General features: G+C 58.5%; 14 protein-coding genes and 1 pseudogene. 7 read left to right on the plus strand and 8 right to left on the minus strand.

Annotated features, from left to right (window positions below):
* Positions 1 to 40 precede the first annotated feature (40 nt).
* Positions 41 to 226, plus strand: a complete 186-nt coding sequence (locus tag E4K64_RS36655; RefSeq protein WP_126261863.1) for a hypothetical protein — start codon at positions 41 to 43, stop codon at positions 224 to 226.
* Positions 227 to 244: 18 nt separating this feature from the next.
* Entirely contained in the window at positions 245 to 409 is a 165-nt protein-coding gene (locus E4K64_RS41990; protein WP_430642568.1) for a phage integrase central domain-containing protein, read from the plus strand.
* A gap of 728 nt (positions 410 to 1,137) precedes the next feature.
* On the opposite strand, the gene E4K64_RS40760 is transcribed toward E4K64_RS41990, so the two are convergent.
* Complete coding sequence (locus E4K64_RS40760) at positions 1,138 to 1,299, minus strand: hypothetical protein (RefSeq protein ID WP_164719110.1); 162 nt, start codon at positions 1,297 to 1,299, stop codon at positions 1,138 to 1,140.
* A gap of 161 nt (positions 1,300 to 1,460) precedes the next feature.
* On the opposite strand from E4K64_RS40760, the gene E4K64_RS36660 reads away from it, so the two are divergent.
* Genes E4K64_RS36660 through E4K64_RS40765 form a run of 3 tightly spaced genes read left to right on the plus strand, consistent with a single transcriptional unit; the run spans position 1,461 to position 2,712 of the window.
* On the plus strand, positions 1,461 to 1,679 hold the full coding sequence (locus tag E4K64_RS36660) for a hypothetical protein (RefSeq protein WP_135167512.1): 219 nt from the start codon (positions 1,461 to 1,463) through the stop codon (positions 1,677 to 1,679).
* Positions 1,679 to 2,443 (plus strand): hypothetical protein, encoded by a 765-nt coding sequence (locus E4K64_RS36665; protein WP_126261861.1) that lies wholly within the window; start codon positions 1,679 to 1,681, stop codon positions 2,441 to 2,443. Before E4K64_RS36660 ends, E4K64_RS36665 begins: the two co-directional genes overlap by 1 nt.
* Positions 2,444 to 2,481: 38 nt before the next feature.
* Positions 2,482 to 2,712, plus strand: coding sequence for a hypothetical protein (locus tag E4K64_RS40765; RefSeq protein WP_164719109.1), 231 nt, complete (start codon positions 2,482 to 2,484; stop codon positions 2,710 to 2,712).
* 448 nt (positions 2,713 to 3,160) lie between these two features.
* On the opposite strand, the gene E4K64_RS36675 is transcribed toward E4K64_RS40765, so the two are convergent.
* The 5 genes from E4K64_RS36675 to E4K64_RS40770 form a co-directional block, all read right to left on the minus strand.
* Positions 3,161 to 3,451, minus strand: coding sequence for a DUF3892 domain-containing protein (locus tag E4K64_RS36675; protein ID WP_126261860.1), 291 nt, complete (start codon positions 3,449 to 3,451; stop codon positions 3,161 to 3,163).
* Positions 3,452 to 4,064: 613 nt separating this feature from the next.
* A complete protein-coding gene (locus E4K64_RS36685; RefSeq protein ID WP_126261858.1) occupies positions 4,065 to 4,637 on the minus strand; it encodes a hypothetical protein in 573 nt (190 codons plus the stop codon).
* Positions 4,638 to 4,643: 6 nt separating this feature from the next.
* Positions 4,644 to 5,486, minus strand: coding sequence for a DUF4417 domain-containing protein (locus E4K64_RS36690; protein ID WP_164719108.1), 843 nt, complete (start codon positions 5,484 to 5,486; stop codon positions 4,644 to 4,646).
* A 278-nt stretch (positions 5,487 to 5,764) separates the two neighbouring features.
* The gene (locus tag E4K64_RS36695; protein ID WP_126261856.1) at positions 5,765 to 6,103 is read right to left on the minus strand and encodes a hypothetical protein; all 339 of its coding nucleotides are present in this window, start codon (positions 6,101 to 6,103) and stop codon (positions 5,765 to 5,767) included.
* A complete protein-coding gene (locus tag E4K64_RS40770) occupies positions 6,103 to 6,243 on the minus strand; it encodes a helix-turn-helix domain-containing protein (protein ID WP_164719107.1) in 141 nt (46 codons plus the stop codon). The genes E4K64_RS36695 and E4K64_RS40770 overlap by 1 nt, the downstream gene beginning before the upstream one ends.
* 270 nt (positions 6,244 to 6,513) lie before the next feature.
* On the opposite strand from E4K64_RS40770, the gene E4K64_RS36700 reads away from it, so the two are divergent.
* Positions 6,514 to 8,052 carry a Fic family protein gene (locus tag E4K64_RS36700; protein ID WP_126261855.1) on the plus strand — a complete coding sequence of 513 codons (1,539 nt, stop codon included), beginning with the start codon at positions 6,514 to 6,516 and terminating at the stop codon, positions 8,050 to 8,052.
* Between the two features lie 1,184 nt (positions 8,053 to 9,236).
* Here E4K64_RS36700 and E4K64_RS36705 read toward each other — a convergent pair.
* Positions 9,237 to 10,214, minus strand: a complete 978-nt coding sequence (locus E4K64_RS36705; RefSeq protein ID WP_235884915.1) for a BstA C-terminal domain-containing protein — start codon at positions 10,212 to 10,214, stop codon at positions 9,237 to 9,239.
* Positions 10,215 to 10,719: 505 nt separating this feature from the next.
* Here E4K64_RS36705 and E4K64_RS36710 point away from each other — a divergent pair.
* Positions 10,720 to 11,067 (plus strand): annotated as a pseudogene (locus tag E4K64_RS36710) (transposase); the annotation flags it as partial.
* 2,592 nt (positions 11,068 to 13,659) lie between these two features.
* Here E4K64_RS36710 and E4K64_RS36720 read toward each other — a convergent pair.
* On the minus strand, positions 13,660 to 13,894 hold a 235-nt coding region (locus E4K64_RS36720; RefSeq protein WP_135161597.1), incomplete at its 5' end, for an integrase core domain-containing protein.

Below are 13,894 nucleotides of genomic sequence, written 5' to 3' on the forward strand. Positions count from 1 at the left end.
CTGATGGCCCCGGCACGCTCCTAAAAGGTGATAATAACCCGTGCGAGACCTGATCATCGAAGCCTTTGACAGCGTCATCCGCCGCGAGATCGCGGAAGCGGACGACGTTCGCAAGGAAATCGCCCAGCGCGGCGCCTATTGGGCCGGCGACCAGCTATGGAAGCTGCGCCGCCAAGTCGCCGCGCTGCGCAAGCGTATCGCCGAGGTTGAAGAAACCGACGCGTGATCTCAGCAGACCGCGAGTATCGCCAAGCAGCGCGAGAGGTCAAAGAGCGCGACTACCTTAGACAAGCCGAATTGGATTATCGACCTAGTCCGGCCGCAGATCGGTCATCTTCAGACCGGCGCCATCACGTCATCAGACGTGCTGGCGGCGCTTCGCAACGTGGAGGCAACTGGCCGGCATTGAAAGCGAGCCGGTACGAAACGACAAAGCGATGCCGGGCGCCCCTTAGCCGCGTATTCTCATACGCAGTCGCGAAGGACCTGCGCTAATTCGACCCGGCTGCGGCGTTTGCGAAGTCGGGCCACCTGACGCCGCCGAAACGGAGAACTAGCGAAGGCTGGGGATAGTCAAAATGGTGCCGCTGAGGGGATTGAAAGCTAAATACAAGGGCTTGATAACTGATATCAATTTCTAAAATAACTCGGCGACATACCAACGTCGCTACGAACACGCCCCGAACGCTTGCGGAGATTTGCCGGGGATAACGCCAGCGGGAGCATGCCCGGCCAATGACGGCGCGTGTAATGTGCACTTGCACAACCGGGGGCGGAGCATGGTACCTGACTACGCGTTCACCGCAGGCACAATTGCTTTTGCAGGGGTCGGAATAGGAGCTCTCGCCCGCCGCGCTACTGAAACGGGTGCACGGCCACGGCGAGGATGAATAACGCCAGCGCCGCTTCAATGAACTACCGCTTCTTTATCGAGGCCGGCCAGCTGCTGATCGAAGATCGCGGGTCGCCGCTTTCAGGCGGCTAGGGCTTTCTTCGCATGATATCTTTTTTGACGATTGGGTGTCTCGCGCACAGGGTGAGAGCGATCGTCGACGCTATTTGATTGCGGCTAAGATTGATGAAGTCAGCCGTGAGACGCGCGCCGAGGAAGCAGCGCGGAAGCGCGGGTGGATAGCGTCAGCCCGAATGGCCTTCCAACCTAGGCGACGCGAAGCCTGCTTCGTTTGCGGCAAATTCCAGTCCATCTCTCAGGCTCATCATGTTGTGCCATTGGGCGAGCAGTTCGACCGAGGGTTTTCGGTCGCCAACCACGAGCACGAGTTCCTGTGCCCCAACCATCACGCAATCCTCAACCTCTGGATTGATGACGACATCTCCCACCAGCGGCGCGGCCGGCGCGCCGCTCCCACGTTTGAGGATCTAACGAATGAAGAGGTGGAGCGAATGTTTCAACTGTCAGGTCGCGCTGGGCCAGTGAACGCAACAGCGAAGGGAACGGAATGAACCGACTGCAGAAATTCGTTGAACGAGGCGCCTTCGGAGAAGGTCCCGGTCGCACCGCCTACGTGCTCAATCCGATGAAGCTGCCCGATCCGAGCCGCGGCTTCGAATGGCACATCGTGGGCGACTTCTTGCCTGGCGAGGCCATCCTCGCGGACCCTGGGCTAAAGCAAGTATACGAGGTGCCACTGAAACGCGGCTGCGCGGCGGTGGCCTGATGAAGAGCGACCGCTTTCCCTATGAAGCCTCGCGTTGGTCCCCGGCGCAGCCAGATCAAGCCAAACGATGGTTCGAAGAACTGGAAACGCAAAGTCCGCTGAACGTCCGCAACAGACTGACGCAAACCGACGCCGGCCCAGCCGGCGCGGTTACGATCGGAACGACGGAAATGACGATCGGCTTCGCCGAAGACTGGTTAGCGTGGCACGATCGCAAGCGAGAGGCATCCGAAGACAAACGACACAGGAAGCACTGGCTCGATTGGGCCGGGTGGGTGGTTGCGGTGATATCAATGTGCATTGCCGCGTTCACGACCTATCGCACGGTTCTTATCCAACGCGACGACATCCGTGTCGTTGTCGACGGTGTCCTGCGCGGCGCCGACGAGATTGCTACCTATCTTTACGGCGAAGGGCAGGATTCTAGTGCTCTGATCGATGGCTACGTAGGTGTTCCCTTTAGTCAGCTGACGGACCACATCCCCGGTGTCACTGGCGCCTCGCAAGTCGATTTTGATTTATCAATGAAATTTCTCGATGACGCCGAGTTGGTAAAAATAGGGCCTATGGAAATGTACGACAATCCACCGGGCAGCCGCGTAATCGTTCTGGGTTTCTACAGCAAGCGTGAGTACGCGTACCTCACAGAGACGGGGTATCGAGTACCGACTGATGGCCGCAGGCGCGCCATCATCGCGAGCCAGAGCCGCGCAAATCCACATTTCCGGGGTCACATTTCACCAATCACAAATAGCTCTTGGTGAGCGCGTGGCCCAGCAACAGCGCATTGAGGATGTGAATGATGCCGAAGTTGTTGAGCGTCTCGCGCAGCTTCTTTCAGCTTTGCGACTGCACTACGGCCATCACGACGGCGGTCGGCTTCCCGCGTGTAGCGTTCCGCTTCGGCGAGCGTCACTTCCTGGGCGGTCGCGCCAGCGTCAGCGAGCAGACGACCGAGGGTCTTGTGCAAACCGTGCGACTTACAGTCGAGCGGGAACCCGGCCGCCGTCATGGCGTCCCGCATCCATCCTGAGAACCCGTCGACCGTGAACGGCTTGCCATACTCGGTGTTGATAATCGTGACGTGTTGCCGCGACCACTTCGGTCCTAGGCACGGCGGTTACTCCTATGAGCACAGCCAGCTCGAACAGTTGCAGGCCGAGGTTTAATATGACAGGCACGCCGGGATGCGGCAACCCACTGGTGCAGGTAGGTGCCCTCCGGTACTTTTCGACGACTTGTTTGGTAGCCCCCTTGGGAATTTAAGCCTCTCGGGAGCGAGCGCGGTCGGCTTTGCTACCAGACGGAACGCTGGCCGTGTTGAAGTTAACGGTGCGTGGCAGAGACAGCGCTTATCGGTCCACTTTCAAGCGCCAGTCACTTCGCCGCTAACTTCACTGGCAGCGCGGGCGTGGCAGCGACAGCGTCTGATGACCGGTGTCGAGTCGCGCCCGCGCTGCCTACGGTCACTGAGATTGAGATCATTCGGGGCACTCGGGTAGGAGCGGGAGAACATTGTCTGGTTGAATGTCGTCGGCCGTTGTCTTGACGTACTTGTGCCCGTTGTGCGTGGCCCCAACCACACCAACCCTGCGTCCATTTTCTTCGACATAGAACTCCCATTCGGCGCTCTCGATATCTTTGACAACTTGGTCGATGGATCGCTTCCACGGCTTTCCATCGGGGTTTACTCCGCCGACATGTGTTATTCTTTCGTGAGGATTCTTTCTGCCCGTCTTGTTGGCGTAACGAATGCGTGCGCGTTTGGCCACTTGAGTCTCTCCCAAATCTGCAAGCCTGAGGCACTAGCTTAGACCGGAGCAGTCAATTCGACCGGCTGCCAATTCAGGTAGGTGCTTCCAGTCCTTCTCAGCGATACTCCTTGATCGCACCCCTTGGGAATTTGAGCCTTTCGGGAGCAAAGGTGGCCAGCCTCGGTCTTCGAGGACGGGCTGGCCACCGAAGTTAGCGGCTCAAATCCATGGGCCCAGTACGGGCCAACGGATGCACATATTCGAGCGGCACATCACGTCCCTGCAGTCGCAAGCGCTTGCGGTGCTTGCAGCCAATCAGGCCGGCGCGGTCGATCCGTCTCTGAGCTCATCAGCTCGCCAACTCGCGACATTTAATGCCGCTGAGGCTCAGGCAATGGTGGAGATACTCGATTGCGTGAAACCCAATCTCGGGCCGAAGGAGGCACGGAAGATCGCTGCACGCATACGCACTCTTCTAGGAGCGCCGCGTGAGTGCCAACCGGTTCGGGTGAGGTGCCTGTGAGACTTTCGCCAGCGCGCCGCGCCCGCACTGCTCCCGGTGTGCGGGTTAGTCATAAAAGCACTGGGTGCGCTCGCGATAGCTGACGAAAGGCTGGCGGACTGTCTTGCTTCAATCACGACCGACAGGCTGCCAGGACTCCAAGTCGGTCCCCGAATGAGGTGCCCCAGCGCGGGTAGCATGCCGGGGCGAGACGTTGTCTTTGGGACCCAACGGCCTCATTGGTGATTCATTCGTCTGGAGCCGATCTTTCGCCTCATAAGCGGTGTAGCCGGATCCGGTATTCTCGCTATGCTCTTCTATGTTTCCGCGCAGCTCCCCGATTGCGCCGAACAACTGGCCGGCCGTATCGGGCGCAAACCCTGCCTCTACCGCTGCTTTCTTGCCTCGCATGGCAAACTCAGTCCAGTCGCTATGCTGCGCCAGGATTTCCGGCATTGTAACGAAGCCCTGATTGCCGGGTGCGGAAAACCATTTTTTGCCCGCGGCCATGGCCCGCATAAGTTCGGCATGTCTTCCGACGTTGAGCCAGGTGTGCTTATTGAGCGGGATTCCGGCATGATGGAGTTCGGCCAAAGGACCGAGGTCGCTGGCCTTAACCTGCAAATCTCCAGCGAAATCCACCCCTCCGGCCACGGCCAGAGCGACATCGTTAGCAAGATCGAATGAAAGTTCGTGAACCACGCGCCCTCATCCCGCCTCGCTGGCATAGTGAAGCGCGCGCAGGAGCGTTACCCGTTCCCGCAGGTTATGAAGGAAAAGACCGTCGAGCGGATCGCCCGGCCTGGTCGGGCTTGGCAGCCAGCGCAGCGCGTCGTTGCCGTCGCGCTCGGCGCGCTGGCGTTTCAGCGTCTTCATGAAGGCGCTGGTTTCGAGATAAATCACCTTGCGGAAATGTCTGCGCAGAAAAGCGATCACTTCGGGATCGCCCCGCACAACGATATCGAGTTCCCGGCCTGCCGCAGCCGCAAGACCGGCAAGCTGTTCAAGGTGCCAGCTGCGGCGCGCACGGCGTCCCGGGCCGGTCGTAAATTCATATGATAATGTCTCGACTTCAGTGCGAGCCGCGATCTCGGCGGCCCAGCGTTCGAAGTCTCGCTCGGTCCTGCCATGGGCATGAAGGGCGCAGGGAATGCCGCCCCGGGCGAACTCTTCGAAGACGATGAGAATGCGTTTCAGCGCATGCATATCATCGGTGCGGGGCTGGTCCAGCACCACGCTGAAGTTCGGCGTCGTGACCATGTCGATGCCGATGCCGCGCATCTGCTCGATTATACGAGCACGGTCTTCGCCCAGAGTCCACCACGGCTCGATGCGGTGATCCTGATGCACGCCGCTGAGGATAATCCGGGCATTTTCCGGGATGTGGTATGCAGCGCAGAGCGAAGCGCGGTCTTTGAATTTGAGCGCCCTTCCGCGGAAGCTGACAATGTCCGGCAGGCGCAGGGCGAACGTCGAGCCTGCCAGCTGCCCGACGCGGCCGCTTCCATGGTACACGAGCGGCACAATATCGTCGCTGATCTGGTGCCTCACGAGCGGCGCGCGGTACGTTGTCGAAGTCGAAGCCGCCGATCTCGCGCAACTGCTCGGCAAAGCGAACGCTGGGCGCGTTTCTGCAAACCCGGGTGAATTTGTCAGGATTGTTGCAGCAAAGGCCAAGGCAATCGAAAAGGGAGTCCTTCACGCACAACCCGCCGCAGGCTGCGAAGTGATGGCAGTCGTGACAGCCAAGCGAAAGCGAATATGCCGTCGGGTCGTGGGTCAAGCATTGATGATGGTCTCATCGCTGCGTGTGTCGAAATGAGCCGAAATCATTTAATTTCCACCTCAACCGTGTTCGAAAGCGGGTTGACGCGGATGATCTCGCCAACCGCAATGCCAGCGCCCACAGAGAGGGCCTTCAGGATGTCAGACGGTGCAGAGAACTGCACCGAGTTTCCCACACAGCCCAGAAGCTTGCCCTTGTCCGCCTGTAGGATGTGGTCGCTGCCGACAGATGGGGCAACGCCCTTTTCCATCACAGCGATGAACGAGCGGGGATGGTCTTCGGGGGAGCGGGTAAAGAGATCGAGCGTGGCGAGCGCAACGCGCTGGCGATCAATGTACTTGTCGTGCGAACGGCGGCGCTTTTTGAGTTCTTCGGCCCCCATCAATTGGCCTCCGTGAACAAAGGTTGATAAAACTTCGCGCGGCCTTGGGTAAATTCAAGGATCAGGCCCGCTGCCGCCAGCGATGCAAGGCGGTTATTCCAGACCGTAGGAGCGGTTACGCCGTCCGCTTCGCCGAACATGCGATTCAAGTCGCCGGCAGTTGTGCGGCCAAGGCTGGTGACGCGCTCAAACGTGGATGCCTGCTTCTCCTCTCGAACGCGGTTAGTTTGCTTCGCGAGCCGAAATCCTGCGACTCAAGCTGACCGCGCAGTTTCATGACGTGAGCGTTTTTCATGGAAATTATGTTGAGAGATTATTTTTCATGGAGTACGATTGATTTTCGACATTTCGCAGCGGGGTGAAGGAAATTCAGGACTTGAGATTGTTTTTCAGGGACATCGGGATATAGCGTGCAATTTTCAGGACCAGTGAGTGTTTTTCATGATCGGCGGCTTCCAGAGACAGCCGCCCCGGCTGGCTATGCCGCCCTGATCCACGCCTGCGAGCTGTCCGTTCCGGTCCCCCGACTCTTGTCAGCCATCGGGTCCAGGCACCGCATCATCGAGCAGGATGGCTGGCGCGTCTACACGCCACGCCACGCGCCCGAAGCTTCTCTTGAGGGGCATCTGACTTTCGCCCTCAAGTATGAGGGGCTGGACCTTGCCGTTCTGAAGCGGATCTTCCTCGCCGTGAAGGAAGGGGATATCGCCGAACTCGTGCGCCAAAAGCCGACCGGCCTTTACACGCGCCGTATCTGGTTCTTGTACGAGTGGCTGCTTGGCCGGGAGTTGCAGCTGCCGTCCGCGGATAAGGTATCGTATGTGGATGCTGTCGATACCGATCTTCAATTCGGCGGGACGGGACAGAACTCGACCCGGCACCGCGTTCGCAACAATCTGCCGGGTACGCCGGAATTCTGTCCGCTCGTGTTCAGGACCTCCGCGTTGAACGAATTCATTGCGCAGGACTGGAAGGAGCGCGCGCGCGCCGTCGTCAGCGAAGTCCCGAAGGATTTGCTCGCGCGGACGGCGGCATTTCTTCTGCTGAAGGATTCGAAGTCCAGTTACGTGATCGAGGGAGAGAGGCCGCCGCAGGACCGCATTCAGCGGTGGGGTCGCGCCATCGGCGAGGCAGGCCGCGCGCCGCTCGACGCGCAGGAATTCCTGCGGCTCCAGGGCATCGTCATTGGCGACGAACGCTTCGTGAAGATGGGCTTCCGCCAGGAAGGCGGCTTTGTCGGCGAGCATGACCGCGATACGCAACGGGCCATTCCCGATCATATCAGTGCGCGGCACGAAGATATCGCCTCGCTTATGGCGGGCCTGATCGCGTTCGATCATAGCGCGGAGAACGATCTCGATCCCGTTGTCGCCGCAGCGGTGCTGGCGTTCGGCTTTGTCTATATTCATCCATTCGAGGACGGTAACGGGCGCATCCATCGTTACCTGATGCACCATGTCCTTGCCCGCCGTGGCTTCAATCCACCGGGACTGCATTTCCCAGTCTCTTCGGCCATCCTCGACAGGATCACAGAATACAAGAGTGTGCTCGAAAGCTATTCCAGCAGATTGCTTCCATGCGTTCAGTGGGAAGCGACTCAGAAGGGCAACGTGAAGGTCCTGAACGATACCGCCGATTTCTACCGGTTCTTCGACGCGACGCCGCACGCGGAATTTTTGTACGAATGCGTGCGACAGACGATTGAGCAGGACCTTCCCAACGAAACTAACTTCCTCCGAAGCTTCGACGCCTTCCGGGCAGGCATCGAGAACATGATCGATATGCCCGAGCGTACCCTCAACAATCTCTTTGGTTTCCTTCGGCAGAACGATGGGAAGCTATCGAAGCGTGCACAGGAAAACGAATTTACCCAACTGACTCGAGACGAAGTTCAGCAAATCGAGGCGCTCTATGCCGAATCCTTCGGCGAAGGAGGCGGCGGTGCGTAAAAGAAACTACACGGCCCTGCTCGGATTAGCTCGGCGCTGTGGATCACCCCAATAACGATTGCCTGCTTGGGTGGGGTTCTCTTATATGGAATCCAGGAGATTTGCCGCTGCAAGACTGACGGCCCCGCTATTCCGGTGGAATGCGCACGGCAATCCAACAACGGGCGGATTACACTTGTAGTGACGCCAGATTCCCCTGACGTGACCGTCCTTTGGGCGTGCCTAGAAGCTGCGAACATCGACGCCGCAATACGAGAGCTTGCGCTCAGGGAAGAGGTCAAGCCACGCCATACCGATTCCAATATCGGATTTTGGACACGGGGAAGAACGTCGCCTCATCGAGAAGCTCACGAAATCGGCGTTTGGGCAAAGAAATACAACCTCGACGGCGTCGTATGGACCGCTTTGCGCCCGAAATTCGGAACCGCGTACCGAACACCGACTGAACGCGAGGTTGTTGATTATCTTGCCGGACTTAAAGGAGAGGTTCGCACACGGGCGGAAGCCTATTGCCGCCTGGCCCCAACTCAAATTCGAACGCCATATCGCGCTGCTATCGAAGCGACCTTGGGGTGGAGTACAACGGAGCAGGAATGACGCAGGAATTAGCACGACACGGGACGGCGATAAGCCTGTCGAATATTCGTTTCAAGAACCGCGTGAACTGAGAAGTCGACCATCGAAAATGCTCAGGTTTTGAAACGGACTATATAGTGCGAGAAGTCGGTCGGCAGAGCAACCTGCCGTTGGGTGGCATCCACAGGGGCAAAATGCTGCACCGCCTCCCGAAATGCATCAAAAACTAAGGCCGGCGTTCCCGGACGCGCACACGGCCTCCGTAAGGCTGGCGCGACGATGGCCGCGGAGAACCTCGCGACGCCTCACCAGCTCAAGGCGATATTCGGTTGACGTACCCTCTCTCAGGCGGAGCTCTACACCGAGAAAGTCCGACAGCAAGTACTGGCAGGTGGCGCGATGAACCTCATCGCGTTCGTTCCCGCTGGTCAGAACCGGAGCTGAAGCCGATAGTGTGAATCCACAAGCTGCGGAACTGCCGCGCCGAAAATGCAGATCAACCTATGCTGAAATAGACGACGTCAGCCGTCGCGTCCTGATGTGCGCAGAGGCTCTTGTGCGCTCCAAGGGGAGTTTGACTATCGCTGGCGACACTCGCGGCAAGTTTTTTACGAGAGTGCCTTTGGCCTGGTCGCTGGAGCCAGCGCTTCAAGGGCCAGTTTCACAAATGAAGGCGGAAGAGCTCCTTGCTTTGCCTTAGTGCTAAGATAGGTCGGCATTTTGTCCTTCAAGTAAACGTCACGCATCCAACGCCGAAACTCTCCCAAGCAGCTGTCCGGGTAGCAGTACGCCGGCTGGGGGTTTGAAGCGGCCTGCGGGAAATAGCTCGGGTAGTTATGCTCGTATTGAATACGTTCACCGTGAGCCGCCTCTAGCCCGGTATCGCGCCAGTGATTTGCCCAATGTTGACCGACACTGATATCCGGGATGAATTTATCGTCTACCTGCGCTCCTTGTCGGATCAACGTGACAATGATGTCCGACATTTCCTTGAACACGCTAAAGTAGCCATGGGGCACGGTGTGGAAAACTAGCGACACTCGGTCGTGAAACAGGCTCCAGCTATCTGGTACCCGCGCTGCGGGGCTGTAGCCTAGTTGCGTGTATATGAACTCCCGAAGCGCCATGCCGGCCAACTGACGGAAATTCTGCACTGCTTCTGGCTTGACGTTCGCGCCAGCTTCGAAAGCGTAGTATTCAAGGATGGCGAGGCAAACATAGTCCGGATAAGCGTACACCTGCCGCTTTTCATCAGACACGTCGAAGTAGGGAGCCGTCGGCGTTTGTCCTCGTGCGGACAAGAGATTCTTGATCGTCGTGATCCGAGGTTTTTGAATTTCCTCGTCCCATTCAGCGCCGATTGTGCCGATGTGAGCGTTCTGCACGCCGCATAGACGGGCGAGTCCCCGCTGAGTGAGAAAGGGAGTTCCGTCGCTCAAAACTCCCATTTCGATACCTTGAATCTCCGTCTGCTTATCGACGTAAACATCCAAAGTACCCTGCGCCGGGTTGATTTTCTTTGGACCAGTTTTTGATGGTAAGTGTTTGATTTCTTTCGCCATAGTAGCGATTTCCTCGAAGGTCATCAGACCGCAAATCGGTTTCGCGCACTTTATCGCGCAACTGCCCGAACGCGTCGTCGTATTTTTCTTCATCGAGCAGAAAGACGGCGCGCGAGGAGCCATCAACGCTGCTTATCGTCACTGTTATTGCTAGTTGCCCTCGCCAGTTAGCCAATGTTCGCCGTTTCCTCGAGAGGCCGTGATGTCAGGTACCAGCTGGATCTACGCTCCCAAAGGCAAGATCGCGATCTATCGGGAGCGTGACTACATCTATTCGATGACCGGAAAAGCCAAGTATTTTTTGAGCGACGGCTGGTGGTACGAGATTGACGGCGGCGCCGGGAAATATTGTACGCAGGACAACTGGGTCTACACGACGAGCGGCAAAGCGGCCTTTCCTTTTGGTACGGCTAATCCGGAATTGCGGCTCAAGGCAACAGCGCCGCGAAATCCGCTGAAATCCTTGAAGCGAGCAAGTTACCCACTTGTCCGCACCCCGTTGATAAGACGAGAGTCTGAGGTCCCTGCCGGGAAGGTCGTGCGACTGGCGTTGAGTCCCGGCGAGGCGCACGACGTACGACTTGCCGGACGACTGCTCTCTCGCTTGAAGCCCGGGGTCAATGCTGCTTGCCGACCGGGGCTATGACGCCGACAGGATCAAGGAGCTTGCCATGAGGAAGGGAGCGTGAGCCAACCCGCAGAAAGGCAAGCGCAGCGATCCGATCTGCTTTAGCCCGCACCTCTACCGCGCTCGCAACCACGTCGAACGGTTCTTCAACGGGATCAAGCAATGCCGTCTGGTGGCGACGCGCTACGACAGCTTGCAGGAAGCTACCTTGCCTTCGTCCAACTCGCATCTATCCGCCGCGCGTTATGAACGCGCGCCCTAGTTCGGCTTGTGCGGTCTGCTCACGTATTTCCAGGCGCCATTGAGGTGCCCTCAGGCAGTCCGCCGGTACTAGGTGTGATTGCGACCTTAGTGGGCTGGGGGAGACTTGAGACGTTTGGGCTTAGGCTGAGATTTTTTGTGCGCCAGCCAACGCGCAAGCTGGTGGCAGGTTTAGTGGGGCAGTGCCAGCGCTCGCATGAAAGGTGGCCGATGTCACGAGGCCTAAATGCCGCAGCGGGATCTCTCCTGGGCGATCGTGACCGGGTCAAGGCCCAACATCACGTCGCGATTGATACCGAAATGGAGGCGATAGAGCCACCAGATTGCGCAGCAGCGGTCAAAATCGGAGAGTGCCCGAACGCGCTTTATTGCGGCTGCGACGCGCGCTATTGGGTTCATGACACGTCTCATCTGGAAACCCGTCCGTCTCGGGACCAGTGCTCTAAATTTTGTGAGTTCTTGTCGGTGACGGTCCGCTGTCGCGCGCCTGCGTCGGCAAAGGATTGGGAGCTGAGGTTCATGTTTGCCATGGACTCGACTCTTGATGAAAACACATATGTGTCCGACCTGTCCGTAACCTTACGATGCAAGTACTGCTTCCCCAAACACCCAGATTTGGTAGTGCCAATTGACAGCACTCTTATGCGATAGTTACGCGGTGGCGCGCGTTAGTTCGCAGACCCGATGCTTGTGCCTCGAACCGATCGGAGTCGATGGCGTTGGCTGCACCTCGGGAAACGGGGCAGCGCGGGTCCGGAGCCATGTGATATCGCCTCGACTTGTCGATGGCCGGTGGCCCATCCTGAGCTTTATTTGCGCCTGATGAACCCGCTCCTCGCGACTGGCCGTTAATTGGAGACGGTGCTCCACTGCGACTTCCTGCCGCTGTGGGGATGCGGTCAACGAATGTGTATTCGTCGATTGAACGACTCGCCGGCCGACCACCTAGCCGATTGGACACGCGATATAGCCAGGGCAGCAAAGCGGCCCGCCCACAACACGGGCCCGGGACGGTCGACAGCGCGTTGCGCAGCCTGTTGCGGCCTTCACGAATATTGAGACCAAGCGAATACGAATTTGGCGCGCACCGCCCACTCTCTGGGGAGCATCCTTCAACTGAGCAGACAATGCATTATCATGCTGTGCACGCACGCATGCTCTAAGCCCAATTTCCTGGTCGCGATGACCGGGTTCGAGGAAGTCTGTACTTGCCACGCCTATACCGCAGAGAAGATCCTTTGTGCCAGCCTTGGGAGTGATCGGTTTCATTTTGGGTGCGCGCGCTGTTCGGGCGGTCAGCGGCCGCCAGTGAGCATGGTCCGCAATCGGCAACGACAGCTGCTGTTCTTTTGTGAATTGCCGCACAGGTTTCGTCAGCTTTTGGAAAGCTAGCGTGAGTACAGAGCCGCTAGGGTTAGCGAGGCGTGGTAGAGACAGCGCTATTACCAGAATGGGACAGCGCCGAGTCACGTTCCTGCTAACCTCAATCTGCAGCGCAGGCGCGGCAGGGACAGCCCCCGATCCCGTCCCAACGGACCGGCGCCGAGTCGCGCCCGCGCTGCTTCCGGTGTCGGAGAAACGAGCCGCACTGTCGTGCTTTTTCAGGCGCGGACACCCGTCGCTTGTGCCGAGGAAGATCGACGACGTTAAATTTAGCGGCGCGCGTGGACTTTCAAGCGATCGCTTCCACACCTCCCGTCTTATCCCGCCAACATTTCCCGGGCTCTGACATGAGCGGCAGCGTGTAAGCCTTTTTCACGCAGCGGAGCGCTTTAGTATGCTGGGCATCTCCAATCTCTCCGTGAGGTGGCGGATCAGCGTAGAAAATAGCGGACGATCCAACCAATTCAGGTAGGTGATTGGCAGTCGTTCTCAGTCTACAACTTGGCAGCACCCTACAGGGCGGCAAAGTGTCAGGCTGGATACCGAAACGGGCAGGGCCGGCACTAAAGTTAGCGGCGCGTGGCAGGGACAGCGCTTTGCAGGGATTGAGCGCCGAGTCACGTCGCCGTTAACCTTTTTCGTCCCTGGCACCCTAGGGACAGCGTCGTCTTCGCAGGGTTGCCCACTAGTCCAGCTAGGCGCCCTGCGGTACTTCTCAAAAATACCACTTGGTAGCGCCGTAAGGGGCCTGCCCCTCACGGGAGCAAAGGTGGCCAGCTTTGGCTGACCACCGAGGCTTGCGGCATCTGTCAGGCACAGCGCTTTCACCGTTTCACTACCCGATGGCCGAGCCACCGGCTAGTTCTCGCTAGCATGCCGGCTATCAAGAGCTAGCATCGGATTTTTTATGGCGCCAGTCGCATCTGCGCTGCTCTCTCTGCAACAACTCTTTCCTGACACCCTCGTCGCTCTTGGCACCGCTCGGCAAATCGAAGTCTCTCAGCTGAGTGACCTTGTGGGATATGCCGGCCCGCGGCGTTCGAATGGTCCGGACAACGCCCAAGCCGAAACCTGTCAGCTAGCCTCAACCGCGCGCCGACTCCCAATTGGTTCGGGCTCAGACATCATGGGCAATGTGAGCTGGCCCCGGTTGTCTGAACAGAATATCCGCGTCGATAAGTGGAGCCTCTGCCGGGGTTAGGCTGCCGTGCGGAGCGGCAGCGGGGTGAAGTAGGCTTGATCCGGTGTGCTGCCGTCAAGGCTCGAATGTGGACGGCGGCAATTGTAGAAGTCCAGATAGCGGCCAATCGAGGCGCGAGCGTCGCTGACGCTGTCGTAGGCCCGCAGATACACCTCCTCGTATTTGACGCTGCGCCACAGCCGCTCAACGAACACGTTGTCCCGCCAGGCGCCCCGGCCGTCCATACTGATG

The organism is Bradyrhizobium frederickii (assembly GCF_004570865.1).
Classification (GTDB): Bacteria; Pseudomonadota; Alphaproteobacteria; order Rhizobiales; family Xanthobacteraceae; genus Bradyrhizobium; species Bradyrhizobium frederickii.

What these genes read in the sequence shown, in the direction of transcription:
- E4K64_RS40760 (WP_164719110.1), bottom strand. Translation starts at nt 1,299, where the DNA reads ATGGTTGGGGCACAGGAACTCGTGCTCGTGGTTGGCGACCGAAAACCC.
- E4K64_RS36660 (WP_135167512.1), top strand. Translation starts at nt 1,461, where the DNA reads ATGAACCGACTGCAGAAATTCGTTGAACGAGGCGCCTTCGGAGAAGGT.
- E4K64_RS36665 (WP_126261861.1), top strand. Translation starts at nt 1,679, where the DNA reads ATGAAGAGCGACCGCTTTCCCTATGAAGCCTCGCGTTGGTCCCCGGCG.
- E4K64_RS40765 (WP_164719109.1), top strand. Translation starts at nt 2,482, where the DNA reads ATGCCGAAGTTGTTGAGCGTCTCGCGCAGCTTCTTTCAGCTTTGCGAC.
- E4K64_RS36695 (WP_126261856.1), bottom strand. Translation starts at nt 6,103, where the DNA reads ATGGGGGCCGAAGAACTCAAAAAGCGCCGCCGTTCGCACGACAAGTAC.
- E4K64_RS40770 (WP_164719107.1), bottom strand. Translation starts at nt 6,243, where the DNA reads ATGTTCGGCGAAGCGGACGGCGTAACCGCTCCTACGGTCTGGAATAAC.
- E4K64_RS36705 (WP_235884915.1), bottom strand. Translation starts at nt 10,214, where the DNA reads ATGACCTTCGAGGAAATCGCTACTATGGCGAAAGAAATCAAACACTTA.